The sequence below is a fragment of the Bacillus cereus genome (assembly GCF_015071065.1).
GTDB classification, from domain to species: domain Bacteria; phylum Bacillota; class Bacilli; order Bacillales; family Bacillaceae_G; genus Bacillus_A; species Bacillus_A cereus_BA.
Map to the genome: position 1 here is coordinate 87070 of NZ_VOVA01000003.1, position 19454 is coordinate 106523.

The following is a 19454-nucleotide window of genomic DNA, read 5'->3' on the forward strand; positions in this document are numbered from 1 at the left end:
CTTTTATTTTATCTATTCTATTCCATTTCATTTCATAATTGTATTGTCCTGTCTTTACTGATCAATTAACACAGCAAAGTTAACGTTGTAATGAAAAAGAGCCCTACCATAAGGACTCTTTCTAAAACTAAGCTATTTTTCGATGTAACTGCTTTACTTCCTTTTTCTTCTCTGCATTTGGTGGACGAATTACTATAGAAATAATGAATGAAATAACACTTAAAACACCAATTGTAATGAAGGTTGGTTGAAATCCGCCAAGTATTGCACCGATGAATGATCCTGCAAGTGCACCAAATCCGAAACCTTGGTAAACAATACCGTAATTTGTACTATGATTTTTTAATCCGAAGAAGTCGCCCACAATTGCTGGGAAGATGGTGATGTTACCACCAAAGCAAAAAGCAACACTTGCTACACAAGCAAAATAAATCCCGTAATTTAGTGGAATAAAACTTAGAGTGAAGACGGACAATCCAATAATAATAAATGTAGCAGAGACGATTTTTAATCGACCTATTTTATCTGATAACGTTCCAAGAATAATTCTACCTATTGTATTAAAGATTGCGATCATTGCGACGGCATTAGCGGCAGTCGCTGCACTAAGACCCACGAGCTGCACCCCAATGTCTTTTACCATACCGATTAAATATAAACCACCCATACAGGAAGTGAACAGCATAAAAAATAAGAGATATGCTTGTTTCGTTCGCATCATTTCACGCGGAGTATAGTCATTGTGTAATGTTTCAGTTACGGTGTTACTTACATTTGCTTCGCGTAAGAAGAACGATCCAATCAATACTAAAAGTAAGACGATAATACCCCAATATAAAAATGCTTGTGATACACCAAGACTATTAATAAGATTCCCGTTTATATATCTAAAGATTAAGCTACCCATTCCGTATGCTGAAACAGATATACCAGAAATGAGTCCTTTACGGTTTGGAAACCATTTAATTAAATTAGATAGTGAGGTAATATATGCTGTTCCATCAGCATATCCAACGACAACACCGGCTAATAAATAAAGTAATGGTAATGAGGAAACCTGTGAACTTAGTATTAAACCGAGTCCTAAAACAATTCCTGCAGTAGCGATAAGTTTACGAAGTCCAAATTTTTGTTGTAGCTTTCCTGCAAATAGAGTTGAGAATGATAAAGAAAAACTCGTAATTGAGAAAGTGATCGCGACTGAATTGAGGTTCCATTCAAACTTACTTACAAGGGGTTGATTAAATAAACTCCATGTGTAAATTGTTCCTAGGCCAATTTGAACAATGATTGTACCTAGAACAATTAGCAACGGATTTATAGATTTTTGTTTCATGCTAACTGTCCCCTTCTTTTATCATGACATGAATTTTCACAGTTAGTATATCCATGATAAATTGCAAGATACTGTACGGAAAATGGAAATTAAGTTAGCTTACACAAAAAGACACTTCATCAAGAAGTGCCTTTTTGTAGGTTATATACAGCATTTAAAGAAAGCTTTGTTAAGATAAGACACTTTCGAATGCTTATGTACATATGTTATCAAATAATTTGCTGAAAGTGATGAGACTTAAGACGTATTTTTCTTTCATAAATAAGTCGGAGAGAAAATTAATATTCAATTTCCTCGAAGTCTTTCGGTTGCGGTACAGTTTGCATATTAGCTGCATCTTTCGGATCGCTATAAATCGCGTTTTGTTCTGTGTCTACATCCTTTATATTTTGCTTTTTATTTTTATTCACTTCATTTTTCATTAAAGTTCACTCCTTTTTATTATAGGAGTAGTTATGCCCTAACCATATTATTTTTACTGCTACTAAATGTATCAGCGACTAAATTGCTAAATTCACGTAAATAATATAAATAATTATCCCCACCATAGTTGTATCTTTTATTGTACATTTTAGCAACGACGACATTATATTCTGGAATGACTAATATCGTTGGTCCTGTAATTCCTAATATTTGATAGGAACCTTTAGGAACTCGCTCACCAAGTTCGCTAAATAAAGCAGGTTCATTTTGAACGAACCAAAACAACCCGTTTTGAGGTAGTTCTTTATTTTTATACTCTGGACTTTGTACGCTCGTAGCAAGTGCTATAACTTCTTTTGGCACAATTTGTTTACCATTTATGACACCTTGATTTAAATGAAGGTTTCCCCAATAAGCAAATTCCCTAGCAGAGACAAAAAGGTTTTTTTCCGTACCATCATCTACTGTGCCAATACTACATATCGCGTCCACGTTTGGATTTACGACAACATTAACTAAATTATCATCTTGCTGTATCCTCCATCCTGTTTCTTTGAAGTTAGATGGTTTAAATACACGCTCTTTTAACAATTCAGGAAAACTTTTATTATAAAGCTGATAAATAAGACGTGTAATCATTCTTACATTAATATCTCTATACGCCCAAGCTTGTCCCGGCTCAAATTCACGCAAAACTATCCCATCATCGGTTTCATTTAAACCGTGCGAATGGGTTACTAAATGTTTTATCGTTGTTTTACCGAGTAACGAAGGATTATAGTCTTTAAAATAAATTACTGCTTCGTCATCTAGAGATTTTATTTTCCCCTCATAAAGTGCATAAGCTACCATTAGTCCTAAATAACTTTTTCTAGCAGAAGCAACATTGAACTGTGAAGTTGCTGTTATCTTTTTACTATTTGATGTGTTTGATTGCCTTCCACTATAGTGCTCTAGTACAAGCGTATTATCTTTTATAATACAAAGTGCTGCCGCAGAACTTTGATTTGTCTCTTTAATGTTTTCTACCCATGAAATTAACTTCTCATATGTGTACAAACGAACATCCCCCTAAAACGTATAAAAATGACAGTATGAAAGAAAAGCGTCAATACAGTATAAACTGATATCTACACTTTTCTTTCATGTAAAATATTATTGATTTACTATACTTAAATAATCCACCAGTTCCAGCAATTAAAGCAGCTGAAACAACCACCACAGCCTACACATCCGCCGCAACGACCCGCACAACCACCACATCTTCCGCCACCGCATCCACCACCACAACGTCCGCCGCCACCGCATCCACCACAACGACGCGCATCATCTTGAATGTAGTAATAAGGATATTGACTTTGTTGTTGATCCCAATACACAACATTACCAGGTTGATAAGCATTAAGGTTTAATGATTGTAGTTCTTGTTGAAACTCATTCATTACGAACCCCTCCATTTATAAATATAAATTCCGTCCAAAATTTTAAGTATATATATTTCCTAAAATAAAGTAGAAACAAGGCTATAGACTAAATGCGTACATCAACAAAATATGACTTTACATTAGGTGATGTACCTTGTTTTTGAGCCTATTTTCTTTATATCTTTTCGGTGGACGTATTTACTATAAATAGAGAGACTTAAAGATTACTAATCCAACAATTTAGTAGTTCATCACTTAATCTTCTTTCAAGTAATTCTTTAACTGAAGGCGACGGCATTATTTTATAAGAATTAATATTCTCATTATTAAAATCAATCCAATGAAATGCTAGATGTGATTCTTTAGATATTGGCACTAAATCATAATTTAACTCTTCTGAATCTATTTCAAAAATGTGGTTAATTTCAGGGTGAATCGTTTCTTTGTCTCGCCATTGGTTTTCAATGACTCCTAAAAATTGTTTTATACTGCAATTTACTCCAAGTTCTTCCCGTAACTCTCTTATTAATGCATTCTCTGCTGATTCACCAACTTCAACATGACCGCCAGGTAAAAAATAGTGATGTCCTATGTATTCAGCAACTAGCAATTTTTCCTCTTTAATCATAACAGCTCGTACAATATGATGGAATTTACTGCTCAATTGATATTCCTCCTAGTCATTTACCTTATTTAAAGTTAAACAAATAAACGATACACTTGTTCACCGTCATAATCATGTCCTAATGGCTGAAAACCGTACCGTTCATATAATTTTTTTGCAGAAACATTATCCGTATGTACAGTTAATCTAATTTCTTTACACTCTTTAAATCTATTTTTTATTAAATTAATGATTTCTTGTAATGCTGCTTTTCCGTACCCTTTTCCTTGCTGTTTTTTATCAATGATAAATCCATTTATCCAATACATGTCTGTTGTCTCCTGTACAAAAGCGTGCATAACAAAACCAACTATAAGATCACGGTCATATATAGCGAAGGGAATATATTCAACGTTTTCACCATCTGGTTTTATGTATACTTTAGCAAGAGATACTGCCACCGCCGGAACAAATTTTGTTTGATTTTCTTTAACTTGTAACTTTAGTGCCTCTTCCCAATTTTCTCTCGTAACAACTTTTAATTGAACGTTCAATATTTTAAGCTCCTTTATAAAGAGAATGTATTTTTTATATTCAACGAAGTGAAATAAATCCCTTTTTCGACAGCACCTTACAACATAACTTTAATAAAATCTTGAATGAACTTTTCCTCATCTAATTGTAACGCTATACGAGCCCCTTCAGATTTAGAGTGCGGGCGAAAATCAGCGGAAGTTTGTCCCTTCGTTTCGCCGTATATATCCACAGTCACTTTTCGGGATGTGTAATTTAAAAAAGTAGGATTCACCAAACCGCTTATAGCAAGTACATCGTGTAATAATGGCCCTTCAATAGATGGATTGAGCTTTTGGTATGCTGATAAATAATAATCGTACATGGGTTTCATAATCGATTTAAATGGATTTTTTGTATTAGCTACAATATAAGTAAATATATTTGGTGTTAAAACTGTTTGATTTGTTACATTTAAAGGGAATAACGTTATATTTTTCGCTTGCTGAAATACAATTTTACTTGCTATAGGATCTCCGTACACGTTCGCCTCTGCTAATGGAGTAACATTCCCTGCTTCTAAAAAGACACCGCCCATAAAATAAATTCCTTTTACATTTAACATCAAGTCGTTCCATAAATTAAAAGCAATTGCTAACGAGGTAGATCTTCCTACATCGATAATTGTTAAATCTTCTCCATACTTTATAAGAATCGCAGCAATACTACCAAAATTGTATATCGGAATAGATAATACACTTTCCGGTACATGTATGGGTCCTAATCCTTCTGGTCCATGAATTTCAGGGTAATACGTTGTAATTTTATTTGTAAGTGGCTTTGTTGCCCCGCTAATTACAGGAATATCTTGTCTGTTTGCTAACTGTAAAATATAAGCTGCATTATGAGCGGCATGTATATGTTCAACATTTCCATATCCAGTTACGATACCAACAATTTCAATTTCAGGATGTAGTAATCCGTACATAATTGCAAATGAATCATCAATACCTGGGTCTCCGAAAAATAAAACTTTCTTCAAGAAACGTTCCCCTTTCATAGGTAAGATAATTATGTATATGTGGAAAAAATTTAAATCTATACAATTCTAAGCAAATATTAATGGTGTGTAGTGTGTCGATAAAAAAGAACTAGTATTATACTAGTTCTTACTTTGGTAATCATCTAACAGTATAATTAAATTCCGTACAAATGCTGGATTAGTGCAGATTAATATAGATATTTTCCGTTATATCTATATTAAAAACCCCATATTAGTTCAATATTGTGCAACTACTCGCAGAGGTGTCTTACCATACTTTTTCGCTCCCGATTTGCTTATAATTATCTTTTTTAAATGTTAAATGAGCAATCACAACTCCAAGTATAGTAATTATCCCTCCAATTATCGAAACAAAGGTTGGCACCTCACCTAACCATACCCAAGCAATAAAGCATGCAGTTACTGGTGTTAAATATAGAGAACTTGTTGCCTCAGATGCACCGGCATGGGATGTAATATATGCTAATGCAATATACGGAAGGACTGTCGGGAACACACCTAAATATATAACGCTCAAAGTAACCACAATAGGAGCTGCTACGATTTCTTGATAAATCCCAGGTAAAAAAATAAGCATACATACAGTACCAGACCAAATTGTATATATTGTAAATGGCAAGAAACCATACTTTTTTAAGTACGACTTTTGGAAAACGAAAAATAGGCTTTCTGAAAATGCCGCAAATAATATAAGGAATACCCCACTATTCAATTGAATGGAATCTCCTTGACTTAATGATAAAAAAGCAATTCCTGCTAAACTAATTACACCACCGATCCAACCATTTAATTTCATTTTTTCATTCAAAAAAACAGAAGCAAGAATTGCCGTTAATATAGGTGTTACAGATACAATTAAACTAGCAGGTCCAGCATCCACACTCTTCTCACCGTAGTTCAGTGCAATATGATAAATAGTAAATCCTAGAGCGCCAAATATAAAAATTACTGGAATGTCTTTTAAGTCAGGTAAACGTAATTTGTATATTAACGAAAACAGAATAAGAATTAAAGAAGCAATCAGTAATCGTAGTAGTGTAAGGTGTTCAGGCGTGTAAGCTTCAAGCCCCATACGAATTCCTGGAAAAGCTGTCCCCCATATAAGAATCGTAAAAGCGTGAGCACATACAATACGAAAATCCCATTTTTTATTATGCATATTTTCTCTCCCTCTCCAATAAACCAGCCATTTTCCTATTACCAATTATTTCTTTTCATCATATTTAATAGTTGATACAATGTCTTCAACCAGTTATTCCTCGAAAAAACCAACCACTTTGCATTTTTAAAATGAATGAGGGAGCTTTTTAATATGTCGACCGATAAAAGACCGCCAAAATATCGACAAATAATAGACTATATGAAAGAAAAAATTGAAAACGGAGAATGGACAATTGGAAGTAAGATTCCTAGTCAGCGGCAGTTAGCGAAATTATTTCATGTCAATCGTAGTACTGTAATAACTGCGCTAGAAGAACTTATGGCAGATGGTTTAATTCAAGGGAAAATTGGAGCGGGAACAATTGTAATGAATAATACATGGTCATTATTAGCGACTAATCCCCCGCCTGATTGGAGTGAATATGTGAAAGCCGGTATTCATAAACCAAGTAAATTAATGGTTCGAGAAATTAATGAAGCAGAAACAAACAAAAAATTCATTCATCTTAGTAAAGGAGAACTTGCACCTCATCTTTTCCCGTTAGAAACTATGCAATTTATTATGCGAAATGTATGTGAGGAGCTAGATTATTTCGGATACGAGGAACAAAAAGGATATTTCCCTTTACGTGAAGCGATAAGTAATTATGTAAAATCATTCGGAATAAATACATCTCCAAGTTCTGTATTAATAGTCTCTGGTGCATTGCAGGCATTACAATTAATATCAATCGGTCTCTTACATAGAGAATCAACTGTTTTACTTGAACAACCATCTTACTTATATTCACTACATGTATTTCAATCGGCTAATATTCACCTTTCTGGAATACAGATGGATCATCATGGCATTTTTCCTAATGACTTGATAAGACGAATTAATTATAGTCAAAAGAAAAATATTTTATATTCGATTCCTTGTTTTCAAAATCCGACGGGTGCATTAATGTCCATAGAGCGCCGAAAAGAAATACTAAAAATTTGCGAAAAAGAACAATTGCCTATCATTGAAGATGATATTTATCGTGAGTTATGGATTGATGAACTACCTCCACTTCCGTTAAAATCAATGGATAAACATGGACATGTATTATATATTGGTAGTCTCTCTAAAACGCTTAGTCCAGGACTTAGAATTGGTTGGATTATCGGACCACAACCAGTTATTGATAGATTATCAGACATAAAAATGCAAACAGACTATGGATCGAGTTCTTTATCTCAAAGAGTTGCTGCAGAATGGTTAAGTAAAGGATTTTATGAAGAACACGTTGCGAACGTAAGGATCCACCTGAAAGAGCGCAGACGAATGATATTACAAGCTTTAGATAAGTATTGTGCAGATATTGCTACATGGGATATTCCTAGTGGTGGATTTTTTATATGGCTAAGGGTGGTACCTAACATTCCGATGAAAAAACTGTTTTCAGAAGCATTATCAAAGGGAATTCTATTAAATCCAGGACGTATTTATGAAGAAGAATCAGATCAATATATACGTTTATCGTATGGATATGCTTCGCCAGAACAAATAACTCACGGGATTAAATTGTTAAGTGGATTAATCCGTAAGTTAATGACATAACAAAAAATCCTCTTTTATTTATAAGAGGATTTTTTATGTACCTTATTTACCACAAACGCATTTCCTGTCCCAATAAAATAAGTTCTTCATAAGGATCTCCGTCAATCTTTAATACTTGAGCAAAAGCTAGTTCTGTTTTTAAACCTTTTTCTTTCAAATGAATAACTTCTTCCCTTATGTGTGGATGCTGCATTAATAGCATGTGCTCCACTATCATATGTTTATATGCATTTTGGTTACGCACTGGCTGCGGTTGACCAAATAATTCAAACTCAAAACCTTCAAATTGAAAAGTTGCCTTTATTGTTAAGATATTTCTAATGTTTTTCTTTTTCATTTCAAAACCTTCATATGAACCATACAAAGATCTAATTTCCTGTTCAAAAACATCATAATTATGTACTTCCATTACAATATCTAAGTCAGAGTGAAGGGTATCAATTCTAATAGGGATTGTCCCGCAAAGTACAGGACTATATAAAGCTAAATCCGCCATTATGTTTAGTTTATTCATAACGTCGTAAACTTTTTGTTGTTTATCGTTCCCAGATTGTAAGTATGTGATAGATGTAAACATAAAAGTCTCTCCTTCATTTAACGTAATACTCATCTCACTAAATTCGAGAAAAAATTTAATCATTTCATTTTGTTCTAGGAGTACCCTTATTTCAATATATTAAGGCGAACTAACTATATTTTTCAACTTTTCTCCTATACTGCAATACTATAAAAATAAAAAAGGAGGAACTTTTATGAGCATTTTCAACATTCTTTTGACCATACACATATTATTTGGAACCATATGTTTAATTACTGGTATTGTAGCGATGGTTGCTCAAAAAAAGAAAGGCAAACATACGGAATGGGGCGAAATATATCATGCATCGTATGTTGTTATAACCATTACTGCAATTATATTGTCCATAATAAATTGGGATAAAATCGCATATTTATTTTATGTAGCAATTTTCTCTTATTCATTTGCGATTTATGGCTACCTTGCAAGAAAAAAGCGTTGGAAAAATTGGATTCGCCACCATATTAGAGGTATGTTAGGCTCCTATATCGGTGCCGTAACCGCGCTTTTAGTAAACGTCGGCATTCATATTCCAATTATTAATTTACTGCCGCCTATATGGTTTTGGTTTTTACCTACCTTAATTGGCATTCCTCTCGTAGCCAGTGTATCAAAAAAATATAAAAAACAAAGGAAGAATTAATTACATTTTGATTACTTTCTAAGTAAGCTTATGAAAAATTATGCTTAATACTGCAAGTAGTATTATTATTTTGATTCCATGTTTCCGATGATATAATGGGTTATATTATTCCATTTAAATTAAATATAGGAGGATTTTAATGATACTATCACAAGATAAAAACATTAAACTAATGATACATGGAATTACTTTATTATCTTTCTTGGCCTTTTACCTCTTTGGAACTTCATAGTAATCCGTACGATCATGCTTTCCTTATTACACATTGACTTGAGTACAAATTCCTTATTTGTTATTTTTGGAACAATTCCACTATATATAATACTTTTAGCTGCTGTAATTTTAGGACCACTTAAAGGGATTTTATATGAATTACAAAATAAAGAATTTCATTATCCTATTGTTTCACGATGGGTGCATAGAACTAAATAAAAAGAATCCAATATTTTTATTGGATTCTTTTTGGTTTCTCTTTTGCATAGTTATTTAAACTTCGGCTCAAGGTATTCAATTATGTTACCGTCAGGAAAACAGCTGTACATCATTTCCTAGCGGAGGATTCTTTTTACTTATGATTTTTTAAATTCAATATTGAATGCAAACGATCTGGATAATTAGTAAACATTCCATCGACGCCCCAAGAAAGTAATTTTTTCATATCTTTTTCATTATCTACTGTAAATGGATGAACTTCTAATTCGTATTTCTTTATTTTTTTAACATAAGCTGCATCAATATACTTGTAGTTCATACCAAGACCCATGCAGTATGTTTTATACTTTTCTATTTCTGATGCGGTTAATTGAACTGCTTGTTTATATGATAATAATTGCACTAAAGGTATATTAGCATTTAAACTATGAATCTTTCGCAAACTTTCTTCACTAAATGATTGAATTATAACTTTATCATTTATTTGGAAGTGATTCATAATCTCTAGTAATTTTTCTTCCATACCTGGATATTCATCAGGTGATTTTGTTTCAATATAATAGTTAGCATCACGTCCAAACGTTACAATAATTTCTTCTAATGTGGGCACTTTAGCACTTTTAAATTCTTCCTTTGCTAAATTTGGGTATTTTTCATTGAAAAAAGAACCTGCATTCAGTTGCTTTATTTCTTGTAATGTATGTTCTTTAACTAAGCCCGTACCGTTTGTTGTACGGTTTAATGTTTTATCATGCATGGCTACTAAATGTCCGTCTTTTGTCATTTGGAGATCTATTTCTATATAGTCACCTTTTAATTGTTGTCCTAATTTATAAGATGCTATTGTATGTTCAGGTGTATATGCAGAAGCACCTCTATGTGCAATGTTTTTAATATGATTTGGTTGATTAATAGCTTTTGTGTATTTTTGTTCATTTACTGGATGAAAAACAAAAATACTTATTACAATAAAGAAACAAATGATTGTAATGATAGATATTTTCTTCATAACAAAATATTAACTCCCATATTTAATGCAATTTGACTTAGAGGATTTACTCAAATAAATGTCGATTTTCAAAAACAGTCATTTGTCCTACAGCTTGAAAGCCAGATTTTTTATAGATGTTTATTCCATCAGGCGAAGCTTGTAATACACAGTAAGTTTCTTTTAGTCGCTTTGCTTCTTGCAGCAGGAAATTAAACATAGTTGAGCCGAATCCTTTCCCTCTCATTTCTTCTATAGTCGCTATATCATAAATACCAACACTCTCTTTTGTACATACCAATGAACCAACAGAAACAACTTGATTTTTATAAAGGCCTATATATAGTTTCAGGTCTTCACTATTCCATAAATTTAAAGAAGAAATTTGATTATAGTATGCTTGAACATGAGTACCTCCCATCGATGTACCAAATAAAGCTGCTAACGTTTCTCCAAACTTTTGTAATTGTAACAGCGTAGTAATCTTTTGTATTGTAAAATCTGTTGGTACGTCTATTGTTGGACGAATAGTTTTTAAATCTGCGATCATTGCAATATTATGTTCTGCTTCTATTAAATTAAGTTTTAGTAACTCGTTCTTAAAATTATTCTCTTGCATTTCATCCCAATACCAGACACTCACAGGAAATCTTTTTTGATTAAAATGTTCAATCTCCGCACATAACTCCTCGTTTCCGTCCGTTAAGTTGTTGTTTAGTATAGTGATGATATTAAATGTATCTGCTGGTAACCCACAGTCAACGGCAATATAATCTTTCGTTTCCTTTACACTCATCCCTTGTACATGACGAGCAACATATGTAGTTTTATATGTGAAATTATCTATAAGTAACTTTTGATAATTCATCAATTGTGCCCCTTTCATAAAAAGTAATAATTTAATAACTCCTATATTAAATATAACATATTAGGAATTTTACTTATTTTTTGAAAACGCTCATTTTAACGCCTTTAAATCACACGTTTTAGTATGAAAGAATAAAAAATGATATAACATTGTCGGAATGAAAAAAGTGGTATATAATAAATATTAATATTACTAGTAATTATTTTAGGTATTCCTAGAATAAAGGAGCGATACATATGAAAATTACTATTTATTTCGGAAGTCATGAAGATCAAGATGTTCGTACAATGGACTGTCATTTAGATGTAGAAGATACAGAAGAGATTGTATCTGTATCATAATATAAATAATCGGGACGAACCCTATTCCCTACAGCGTTTAAGGCACCTTTTATAGGTGTCTTTTTTGTTGTTTTTTCGTCGAAAACCCTTTACTTTAGTGCGTTTTAATAGTAAAATATAAATATACGAACAAACGTTCTTTTTATTTTAGTCGTACATGAAGGGATGATTTTAACAATGGCTCCAGCGAAGCGCAGAGGAAGAAAAAAGCAAACACCTATTATTTCAAATACAGGCTTTATTGGCTCTGTCTTTATTGATACATTGGAGTTACAAAAGAAATCCTATTATTTCGCTCGTAAAAAACTTCAAATTGTTCATCACGTACTAGATGGTCTATCTGGAGCAACGAGTGCGTTATTTAAAGAACATAATATCTCTGCATACATGTCATGTGTGTATTTACATAAACAAAAGAAAATTGGTTTTGTTCTTTCAACAAAACCTTTTGAACAAAGTGATGGCGTTGCTTACTTTATAAATTATTTAATTGAAAAGAATTTTTACGGTAACGAAGACGTTGAATATCAAGAAGTATTTAATACAGGTTTTATTGGTGTAGTATTCGCGGATTTATCTAGTATAGAGCGTTTTAATTTTGAGTTTGAAATGGGCATGTTATCAAAATTAATGAAAGATATGATCATTCCTGTTAAAGAGCTCTTTTTACGACATAATGTACCGGCATACATCTCTACTTCTCATTTAGAAGAGCAAAACAAATTAGGTTTCGTTCTATCTGTAAAGCCATACGATGAACGCGCTGAAGCAGATTTATACTTTGAAACATATTTAAAAGAACGCGGATTATTTATTGGTGATGAAGAGGATGATATTGATAAGATTGTTATTAGGAAAACAGCTGAATTACGATAAAAAAACGCAGGATGATGCTTCTGCGTTTTTTTTTATAATTTATGAAACACGGGGATTTCCAAAAATCGTTCCCACTAACTTTCAAACATATAAACCGGTTCAAAAGAGAACGGGTTAGAAATTTTAAATATTCGTGTATTCTTCTTTAAGGATGCCGAATATTTCTAAATCGACAACTCCCTTACCAGACCATAATGTGGCTTGTCTTAACAGTCCTTCCTTTACAAAATCGTTTTTTAAGAGAACCTTAGTTGAAGCTTCGTTCGCGGGCATGACCTCTGCTTGAATTCTATTTACATTCACTTCATCAAATAAAAATTTTAATAGCATACGAACAGATTCAGTTGCAATTCCCTTCCCCCAATTGTCCTCTGCTAAAAAGTAACCAATAGATACCATGTTCACTTTTTGATTAAAATCCATAGTTTCTATAATTCCTAACAATTTATTACTTTGCTTTTTCTGAAAGATACCCCACTTAACTCTACTTTTTTTATGATAATCTCTATCAAAATGACCAATCATCTTCTTTACCGTTTGTATATTATGTTTAGGAATAATCCCGCAATATTCAAATACATTTTCGTTGTCATAAATCATATATACTTCTTGTAAGTGTTCCTCTTCAATTTTTCTTAATACTAGATTAGCAGATTCCAATACTGGAAAATCTCCAAAAATCATTTCTAAATTCATGTTATTCTCTCCTTAAAATTATTCCTCAATAGGTATGTAAATCTTCATTTTCATTTCATTTGGAAATATTGAATTTAAGACATCGTTAATTCCAAAATCAGGTCCATCGATTTTTTTGATAATTTGCACATTTAAATTGTAACTTACACAGTATTCTTTTTTATGAAATTTTGAGTTCAATTTAAAAAACAGCTTTCCTTTAACGTAAGGAAGGCTGTTTTTTAAATTCTATAAAACGTATTAGTGTGGGTTTTGTATCAAAATGTTGGTGGTACCCCATGCCCATTAAGCTAAGATTTTGAAGTATCCCCAAAACGAAAATTTTATCTCTTCATAGTTGTCCGTGGGAATTCAGTTCGTTTTTTTCGTTTTGAGGAGCAATGTATTTCTTAACTTGATGGCGATACCCCTATTTTAAGTTCACTTTCTTCTTCCGCTCCGATTATACCTATTGAATTCTTTTCTCTATTATCTCATGTTAGTATCATACCATCCACACTCTTTCCAAATACCTTTTAAGAAAAAGCATGGATAAACTAATAAATATAAATTTGGAATCCACCAAGAAATATCGAAATCTAAACGGATTGTCCAAAATGCTAGAGCTTGCAATCCTGAACAAAAAGTTAAAATTAATGATAAGAACGCAAAATGGCTCCAAATATGCTTTTGTTTAGAATACAAATACAAACTTAAAAATCCCGTCAATGAGATTAATAAATCTAAAGGTAGAAAAGACCAGTTCCATGCAACTAAAATAGGATTTTGATAATCTTTAAACAAATATTCTTGTGGAATCATATGAAAAATTGTTATGAACCAATATATAATAAACCCAATATCAGTAATAAGGAAAAAATATTTTAAACGGTTCAATGTACACGCTCCTCCACCATTTCTTTGTTCTTCTCTTTATGTGCCGCACTATTAAAATTTAAGATCACGACTCCAATTAAAATAAAAAGAATCGCTAGTATCTTAATTACATTGATACTTTCTCCAAAATAAAAGAAACCAATTATTGTAATCGTAACAATTCCCATACCTGACCAAACCGCATACGCAACGGACACCTCCATCCCCTTTAATGCAAATGACAGAAATGAAAAACTTACTACATAAAATACAAAAATAAGAATACTTGGGACAAATTTCGTTAATCCATCAGATAGTTTCATCGCAGTTGTACCCGCTACTTCAAATAAAATTGCTAAGCATAAATAAATCCACTGCATTATTCTCCCACCTTCTATTTTGAATTAGAAATTCCATACAGTAACATGTCCATAATAGATTCAAGCATACTCCCCAATGTATAATCACTCTTTTCAATAAACATAGGATCATATATGCGATTCAGTGCTCCTAAATATACTTCAATAAAAAATGGAACTTGAATTTGTCTAATACTCCCTTCTCTCATTCCCTCTTCTATTAATCCGATTACAGTAGACCAACCTTCACGTAAAAACTGATCTAATTTCAACCATTGATTATAATGGTATTTTTTTAGTTCTACTAATAAACGTGCATCCATGAATTTAAATTGTTGTGGAATACAAATTAAGATGCATCTTATTTTTTCAACTGTTTGTAACGCATCATCTTCAGCGATATTTTTTTCCGTTTCTTGAATACTTTCTATTACATTACGAATAACTTCATCTACTATCTCATCCTTTGAAGAGAAGTGCTCATAGATTGTCCTCTTACTCACAGCTAATTGTTTTGCTAAGTCATTAATTGTAAATGTAAATCCCTTCGTTTGAATTTGATGAATTGTTTCTGTTAAGATTCTTTGTTTCATATTCCGCCCCCTAAACCTTCGGTAACCATATGTTTTTTTTGGTACCATTTTCATTTTACAATATTTAACACCCTCTAAACAACTAGCATTTCACAAACTCTTTTTTATCTAACGAATTAAAACGCTCTGAGCATAGTGCCTGAGCGTTTTAAACTTTCACATAAGAAATTATCATATGTATCTTCACCACACTCTATCTCGGTTAATTTCCATCTTCTCCTGAAATGCTTCATCCAAATCAATTTCTAATTTATTCGCTAAATCACATACATTCCAAATTAAATCGAACATTTCTAAGCCTATTTCTCTGTTCTCTTCTTTTATAGTTTTCTTGTGTAAACTCATTACCAAAGGTGCATCTCGAAAACTCACTTTCAAGAATTACTGCATTCGTTTCTTTCCACACTGAAACATACTCCTCTAGTAAAATTATGGACAATCAGATACTATTCTATAATTAATTTTATAACACTTCTTAATAAATAATTTAAGAAGCTACTAAACACTATAATCTTTAGAATGAATTTCTAATATTAAACGATTTGAAGAAACCTTATTCAATATTAGATAAAAGATTCCTCCTACAATTGGAATAGTATAGGCTGGAACATAGTTTAATAATATACCTGATAATGCCATTGCTATAGAATACTGAGTACTCTTCCCCTATATTCATCAGGAATCTCTTTTTGCATGAAATAAGCTAAAGGGATATCTATTAGCGCTATAATTAGTCCTAAACAGAACATAATAATACAATACGTAAAAACATATATAAAATCATTTACTTCAAAACTTTTGAATAAAACTGGTATCCCTGAAATAATCATAAAAACTGCCAACATAAAACTTAGCTGTCTCAAAAGATAAGAGTAAGAAAAACGATCAGTTATCTTTCTAACTAATAGGGCCCCTAATATCATCCCTATAGGGAAAGTCCCTTGTATCATACCTAATTTTTTAGAACTGAGATCAAGAACCGTGTTTATAATGTATGGCAATGGAACAGTTACAGCAAAACCTAAGAAGAAATTAAGTGAAGTTAAAATACTAAACGTATTCTTTAAGCTTTCCTTTTCAATTAAGTAAGAAAACCCCTCCTTTATATCTTTAATAAAATTAATTTCTCTTTTTGGACATTCTACATTTATGTTGTACTCGAACAATTTAAAGTGAATAAACAATATGGATATGCCCGAAAGAATAAATGAAATACCATTTATCATTATAAAAGTTTTTATATCTAATACAGCAAAAACGATGCCACCTAACATAGGACCGAGAATTAAAGATACAGAATCGATAATTTTACTTATAGAGTTAATACTCATTAATCTCTCTTTAGAGACGATATTTGGTTTTGCGGCTTCTAACCCTATTCCAAAGAATGTTGTAAATACAGACATAAGAAAGGTAGTAGCATAAATGATGAATAAGTTTAATCCATAATTGCTGCTTAATATATAAACAGCGATGAATAAGCCACCATTTAGTAGATCCATACAAATAACCAGCTTCTTTTTATCAACCTTATCTGCGATTACGCCGGCAAATGGATTCATAACAATCATTGGAATAGTTCCTAATATGAGCGTAATCGCGAAATTTAATGCTGATCCGGTTATTTGTAAAACATATAACCCTAATGCGAAACTATAAATAGAGCTACCAAATATTGATACTGTTTTCCCAATTACATAGAGACAAATATTTCTTAGTTCTTGATTGTTTTTTGCATTTTGTAAATGTATTCGTAAACTCTCCATAACTTTTCCCTCCCGCTTAACTTTGTATTACGTACAGTGTAAGTTCTCGGGTCAACCCAATATCAATATGCTATTATTAAAAACTTTTAGAGGGAAAATTAAAAAAGACGGGGTTAACCCCGTCTTTTTCCAAAAAATGAATATGTATAAATTTCTTCTCCTTTGACAAAGAAATTTTCGTATTTCCCCCCGCGTTCCATAAATTTTGAAGTTCTTTCATCTATGGAATTAAACTGTAACTTTTGTATTTCTTCCTTAACTTTTGAAGACATAAAATTTTCTCGGAATCTAGTTGGAATTTGGCTATTTATGCTGAAATTTTTAAATAAAATAAATGAACTTAGCATATAACAATCATGTTTAAAAAGGGTATTTAATTCATGCAGCAAAAAGATTTCATTCTCAAAACTATAATTACTTGTACCAGACTGATCAATTACAATATCAACAGAATGGTTCTGAATAGGTATACTTAAAAAATCAGCGCAAATAAAAAGAATGTTTCTTTTGGAGTTTCTTCTTTCAATTATATCTTTTAAAAATAGAAGTTTATTCAAATCTCGATCAACAGCAATATATAAGCAATCTTCTGGCAGCTCTTCATAAATATTTCGTAAAAAGAACCCAAGACCCGATCCTATATCAAGCAGTACTTTGTCATTTATATCTAGTTGTTTTAGTTTCTTTTTCGCCCATTCTCCTGCTCTATGTATATTCTCCAAATAAGAAGAATCAGTTGCATGGATATAATCTGAAATATGATCTTCAAAATAAGCCCTGTCAGACCTTTCAAACGATTTACCTGCTGTTATAATCCCTGAAGTAATAACGTATTCTTCGCCGCAGTTACAAGTCAAATTCCCCTCTATAATTTGATTGCTATTAATAATTCCATTTTGAAGAATTAGGTTTTCGCTACACTTAGAACATGTAAGTAACTGAAGTACGCTTAAATCTATCCCTATAATAGAATTCGGAGTTTCATTTGTTATAGATAAATCATTTAACACTTCCTTTAATTTATCTCTTCTCTGCTCTAAAATTTGTATTTCCTGCTCAATCTGTTCATATTTCACTTTAAATAAAGATTGGTAAAAAGTATCTTTTTCGTAATTCATAGACTTTGCTAAATTTTTATAAAGAAAAATTTCTTTAATTTCATTCAAGCTAAAACCTAGCCATTTATACTCTAATATAAGCGCTACATCTTTTTGACAATACTCATCAAAAAAATAGTGGCCACCCTTCTTTTCGGGAATAATTAGTCCAAGATCCATATAATGTCTAATCGTATCTATACTTATATTATTTATTTCTCCAAACTTTCCGATTTTCATAATATCACTACCATTATAATTTTTGTTTATACATACTTCTTTTTTAAAAGTAGAAAATCCTTTTATCTATACATTATTATTTATGATACGAGGATGATGTAATTAAGGTTTTATATAGTAAAAAACCCGTGAATAATTCACGGGTTTTACTTTTAATAACTAATTGCTATTGTGCCCTCACCGGCATGAACAGCAAATGAAATTGGCAATGGATAAAGTTTGAAATCCATTTCAGGGAATGCTTGTTTAATATCTGAAATCCATTCTTCAGCTCCATCTTTATCGTTAGCATAGAACATATGAAGTACTTTAGGTAATTCTTTTTCAAGCTCATTTTTAATGTATTCTCTACATTTTTGGATTTTACGCACTTTCTTTTCAAGTAAAAGTTCTCCACCTTTTACTTCTAAGATTAAGTTAACACTTAATAGACTTCCAAGTAAAAATTGAACTCCCTTTACTCGACCACTTGCATATAAACCTTTTAAGCTTTTTGGAAATACATAAAAAGGCCTTCTTTTTTCATCTACTAATGTTTTATGTATATCTTGTAAAGTCATACCATCATTGTATAACGTTTTAGCTTTTCTCAAAAGTTCATCCATTGGATAACTTGTCGTTTCACTATCTAATACAGTTAAAGGGAAACCTGCCATATCAGCAGCTAGCTTCATATTTTGATAGGTCCCACTTACTTTTCCGCTAATAGCAACTGCAAAGCCTTCTTCATAGTCTTCTTTGCATTTAGTAAATAATTCTACCATTTCCCCTATGTTAGGTTGCGAAGTAGTAACCGTTCTTCCGTCATTTAACGCTTCATAAAGACGTTTATGAACTCCTTCTTCACAATCCTTATAAGACACTCCATCAATAATAACTTCAATTGGGATAACAAAGTTATCACCATCTGTTGTAAAACTCGCAGTTGTACTATCAGTAAACCAAGCAACACGCTTCATGTTGTTCCTCCCTTATTCTGTTCCTCTTTTCTGACTTTTCTATATATTTATCTTA

The 19454-nt window shown here is 31.9% G+C and carries 20 protein-coding genes and 3 pseudogenes; 4 read left to right on the top strand and 19 right to left on the bottom strand.

Annotated features, from left to right (window positions below):
* Positions 1–127: 127 nt before the first annotated feature.
* The 8 genes from FT637_RS11045 to FT637_RS11080 form a co-directional block, all read right to left on the bottom strand.
* Positions 128–1336, bottom strand: a complete 1209-nt coding sequence (locus FT637_RS11045; RefSeq protein ID WP_193646332.1) for an OFA family MFS transporter — start codon at positions 1334–1336, stop codon at positions 128–130.
* Between the two features lie 278 nt (positions 1337–1614).
* Entirely contained in the window at positions 1615–1758 is a 144-nt protein-coding gene (locus FT637_RS11050) for a hypothetical protein (protein WP_193646333.1), read from the bottom strand.
* A 31-nt stretch (positions 1759–1789) separates the two neighbouring features.
* Positions 1790–2818, bottom strand: a complete 1029-nt coding sequence (locus FT637_RS11055; RefSeq protein WP_193646334.1) for a serine hydrolase domain-containing protein — start codon at positions 2816–2818, stop codon at positions 1790–1792.
* 113 nt (positions 2819–2931) lie between these two features.
* Complete coding sequence (locus tag FT637_RS11060; RefSeq protein WP_193646335.1) at positions 2932–3201, bottom strand: heterocycloanthracin/sonorensin family bacteriocin; 270 nt, start codon at positions 3199–3201, stop codon at positions 2932–2934.
* A 199-nt stretch (positions 3202–3400) separates the two neighbouring features.
* Positions 3401–3847, bottom strand: a complete 447-nt coding sequence (locus FT637_RS11065) for an NUDIX domain-containing protein (protein WP_193646336.1) — start codon at positions 3845–3847, stop codon at positions 3401–3403.
* A gap of 35 nt (positions 3848–3882) precedes the next feature.
* Positions 3883–4341 (bottom strand): GNAT family N-acetyltransferase, encoded by a 459-nt coding sequence (locus FT637_RS11070; protein ID WP_193646337.1) that lies wholly within the window; start codon positions 4339–4341, stop codon positions 3883–3885.
* Between the two features lie 77 nt (positions 4342–4418).
* Positions 4419–5342 (bottom strand): nucleoside hydrolase, encoded by a 924-nt coding sequence (locus tag FT637_RS11075; RefSeq protein ID WP_193646338.1) that lies wholly within the window; start codon positions 5340–5342, stop codon positions 4419–4421.
* A gap of 268 nt (positions 5343–5610) precedes the next feature.
* Positions 5611–6522: a DMT family transporter gene (locus tag FT637_RS11080; protein ID WP_193646339.1), complete on the bottom strand. Its 912-nt coding sequence runs from the start codon at positions 6520–6522 to the stop codon at positions 5611–5613.
* A gap of 153 nt (positions 6523–6675) precedes the next feature.
* Between FT637_RS11080 and FT637_RS11085 the strand changes: the two genes are divergently transcribed.
* On the top strand, positions 6676–8109 hold the full coding sequence (locus FT637_RS11085) for a PLP-dependent aminotransferase family protein (protein WP_193646340.1): 1434 nt from the start codon (positions 6676–6678) through the stop codon (positions 8107–8109).
* A gap of 46 nt (positions 8110–8155) precedes the next feature.
* On the opposite strand, the gene FT637_RS11090 is transcribed toward FT637_RS11085, so the two are convergent.
* Positions 8156–8686, bottom strand: a complete 531-nt coding sequence (locus FT637_RS11090) for a DUF4269 domain-containing protein (RefSeq protein ID WP_193646701.1) — start codon at positions 8684–8686, stop codon at positions 8156–8158.
* Positions 8687–8861: 175 nt separating this feature from the next.
* Between FT637_RS11090 and FT637_RS11095 the strand changes: the two genes are divergently transcribed.
* Positions 8862–9329, top strand: coding sequence for a DUF2306 domain-containing protein (locus tag FT637_RS11095; RefSeq protein ID WP_193646341.1), 468 nt, complete (start codon positions 8862–8864; stop codon positions 9327–9329).
* A gap of 139 nt (positions 9330–9468) precedes the next feature.
* Positions 9469–9761, top strand: a pseudogene (locus tag FT637_RS11100) (hypothetical protein).
* 133 nt (positions 9762–9894) lie between these two features.
* Here FT637_RS11100 and FT637_RS11105 read toward each other — a convergent pair.
* Together FT637_RS11105 and FT637_RS11110 are read right to left on the bottom strand one after the other, a co-directional pair.
* Positions 9895–10770 carry a glycerophosphodiester phosphodiesterase gene (locus FT637_RS11105; protein WP_193646342.1) on the bottom strand — a complete coding sequence of 292 codons (876 nt, stop codon included), beginning with the start codon at positions 10768–10770 and terminating at the stop codon, positions 9895–9897.
* Positions 10771–10816: 46 nt separating this feature from the next.
* Positions 10817–11617, bottom strand: coding sequence for a GNAT family N-acetyltransferase (locus FT637_RS11110; RefSeq protein WP_193646343.1), 801 nt, complete (start codon positions 11615–11617; stop codon positions 10817–10819).
* 518 nt (positions 11618–12135) lie between these two features.
* On the opposite strand from FT637_RS11110, the gene FT637_RS11115 reads away from it, so the two are divergent.
* Entirely contained in the window at positions 12136–12834 is a 699-nt protein-coding gene (locus FT637_RS11115) for a hypothetical protein (protein WP_193646344.1), read from the top strand.
* A gap of 123 nt (positions 12835–12957) precedes the next feature.
* Here the strand turns inward: FT637_RS11115 and FT637_RS11120 are convergent, their stop codons facing one another.
* The 8 genes and pseudogenes from FT637_RS11120 to FT637_RS11155 form a co-directional block, all read right to left on the bottom strand.
* Entirely contained in the window at positions 12958–13530 is a 573-nt protein-coding gene (locus FT637_RS11120) for a GNAT family N-acetyltransferase (RefSeq protein WP_193646345.1), read from the bottom strand.
* 468 nt (positions 13531–13998) lie between these two features.
* Positions 13999–14406 carry a YvaD family protein gene (locus tag FT637_RS11125; protein WP_193646346.1) on the bottom strand — a complete coding sequence of 136 codons (408 nt, stop codon included), beginning with the start codon at positions 14404–14406 and terminating at the stop codon, positions 13999–14001.
* Positions 14403–14765 carry a DMT family transporter gene (locus tag FT637_RS11130; protein ID WP_193646347.1) on the bottom strand — a complete coding sequence of 121 codons (363 nt, stop codon included), beginning with the start codon at positions 14763–14765 and terminating at the stop codon, positions 14403–14405. The genes FT637_RS11125 and FT637_RS11130 overlap by 4 nt, the downstream gene beginning before the upstream one ends.
* Positions 14766–14779: 14 nt before the next feature.
* Complete coding sequence (locus tag FT637_RS11135; RefSeq protein WP_193646348.1) at positions 14780–15337, bottom strand: TetR/AcrR family transcriptional regulator; 558 nt, start codon at positions 15335–15337, stop codon at positions 14780–14782.
* Between the two features lie 183 nt (positions 15338–15520).
* Positions 15521–15652: pseudogene (locus FT637_RS11140) on the bottom strand (pyrophosphatase); the annotation flags it as partial.
* 183 nt (positions 15653–15835) lie between these two features.
* Positions 15836–17103: pseudogene (locus FT637_RS11145) on the bottom strand (MFS transporter).
* Between the two features lie 113 nt (positions 17104–17216).
* Positions 17217–18440: a methyltransferase domain-containing protein gene (locus tag FT637_RS11150; RefSeq protein ID WP_193646349.1), complete on the bottom strand. Its 1224-nt coding sequence runs from the start codon at positions 18438–18440 to the stop codon at positions 17217–17219.
* A 152-nt stretch (positions 18441–18592) separates the two neighbouring features.
* Positions 18593–19399 (bottom strand): DegV family protein, encoded by an 807-nt coding sequence (locus tag FT637_RS11155; RefSeq protein WP_193646350.1) that lies wholly within the window; start codon positions 19397–19399, stop codon positions 18593–18595.
* Positions 19400–19454: the final 55 nt, after the last annotated feature.

Coding starts and splice junctions, on each gene's coding strand:
- FT637_RS11135 (WP_193646348.1), bottom strand. CDS start 15,337: ATGAAACAAAGAATCTTAACAGAAACAATTCATCAAATTCAAACGAAG.
- FT637_RS11080 (WP_193646339.1), bottom strand. CDS start 6,522: ATGCATAATAAAAAATGGGATTTTCGTATTGTATGTGCTCACGCTTTT.
- FT637_RS11150 (WP_193646349.1), bottom strand. CDS start 18,440: ATGAAAATCGGAAAGTTTGGAGAAATAAATAATATAAGTATAGATACG.
- FT637_RS11120 (WP_193646345.1), bottom strand. CDS start 13,530: ATGAATTTAGAAATGATTTTTGGAGATTTTCCAGTATTGGAATCTGCT.
- FT637_RS11090 (WP_193646701.1), bottom strand. CDS start 8,686: ATGTTTACATCTATCACATACTTACAATCTGGGAACGATAAACAACAA.
- FT637_RS11095 (WP_193646341.1), top strand. CDS start 8,862: ATGAGCATTTTCAACATTCTTTTGACCATACACATATTATTTGGAACC.
- FT637_RS11105 (WP_193646342.1), bottom strand. CDS start 10,770: ATGAAGAAAATATCTATCATTACAATCATTTGTTTCTTTATTGTAATA.
- FT637_RS11060 (WP_193646335.1), bottom strand. CDS start 3,201: ATGAATGAGTTTCAACAAGAACTACAATCATTAAACCTTAATGCTTAT.
- FT637_RS11050 (WP_193646333.1), bottom strand. CDS start 1,758: ATGAAAAATGAAGTGAATAAAAATAAAAAGCAAAATATAAAGGATGTA.
- FT637_RS11130 (WP_193646347.1), bottom strand. CDS start 14,765: ATGCAGTGGATTTATTTATGCTTAGCAATTTTATTTGAAGTAGCGGGT.
- FT637_RS11085 (WP_193646340.1), top strand. CDS start 6,676: ATGTCGACCGATAAAAGACCGCCAAAATATCGACAAATAATAGACTAT.
- FT637_RS11045 (WP_193646332.1), bottom strand. CDS start 1,336: ATGAAACAAAAATCTATAAATCCGTTGCTAATTGTTCTAGGTACAATC.
- FT637_RS11115 (WP_193646344.1), top strand. CDS start 12,136: ATGGCTCCAGCGAAGCGCAGAGGAAGAAAAAAGCAAACACCTATTATT.
- FT637_RS11155 (WP_193646350.1), bottom strand. CDS start 19,399: ATGAAGCGTGTTGCTTGGTTTACTGATAGTACAACTGCGAGTTTTACA.
- FT637_RS11110 (WP_193646343.1), bottom strand. CDS start 11,617: ATGAATTATCAAAAGTTACTTATAGATAATTTCACATATAAAACTACA.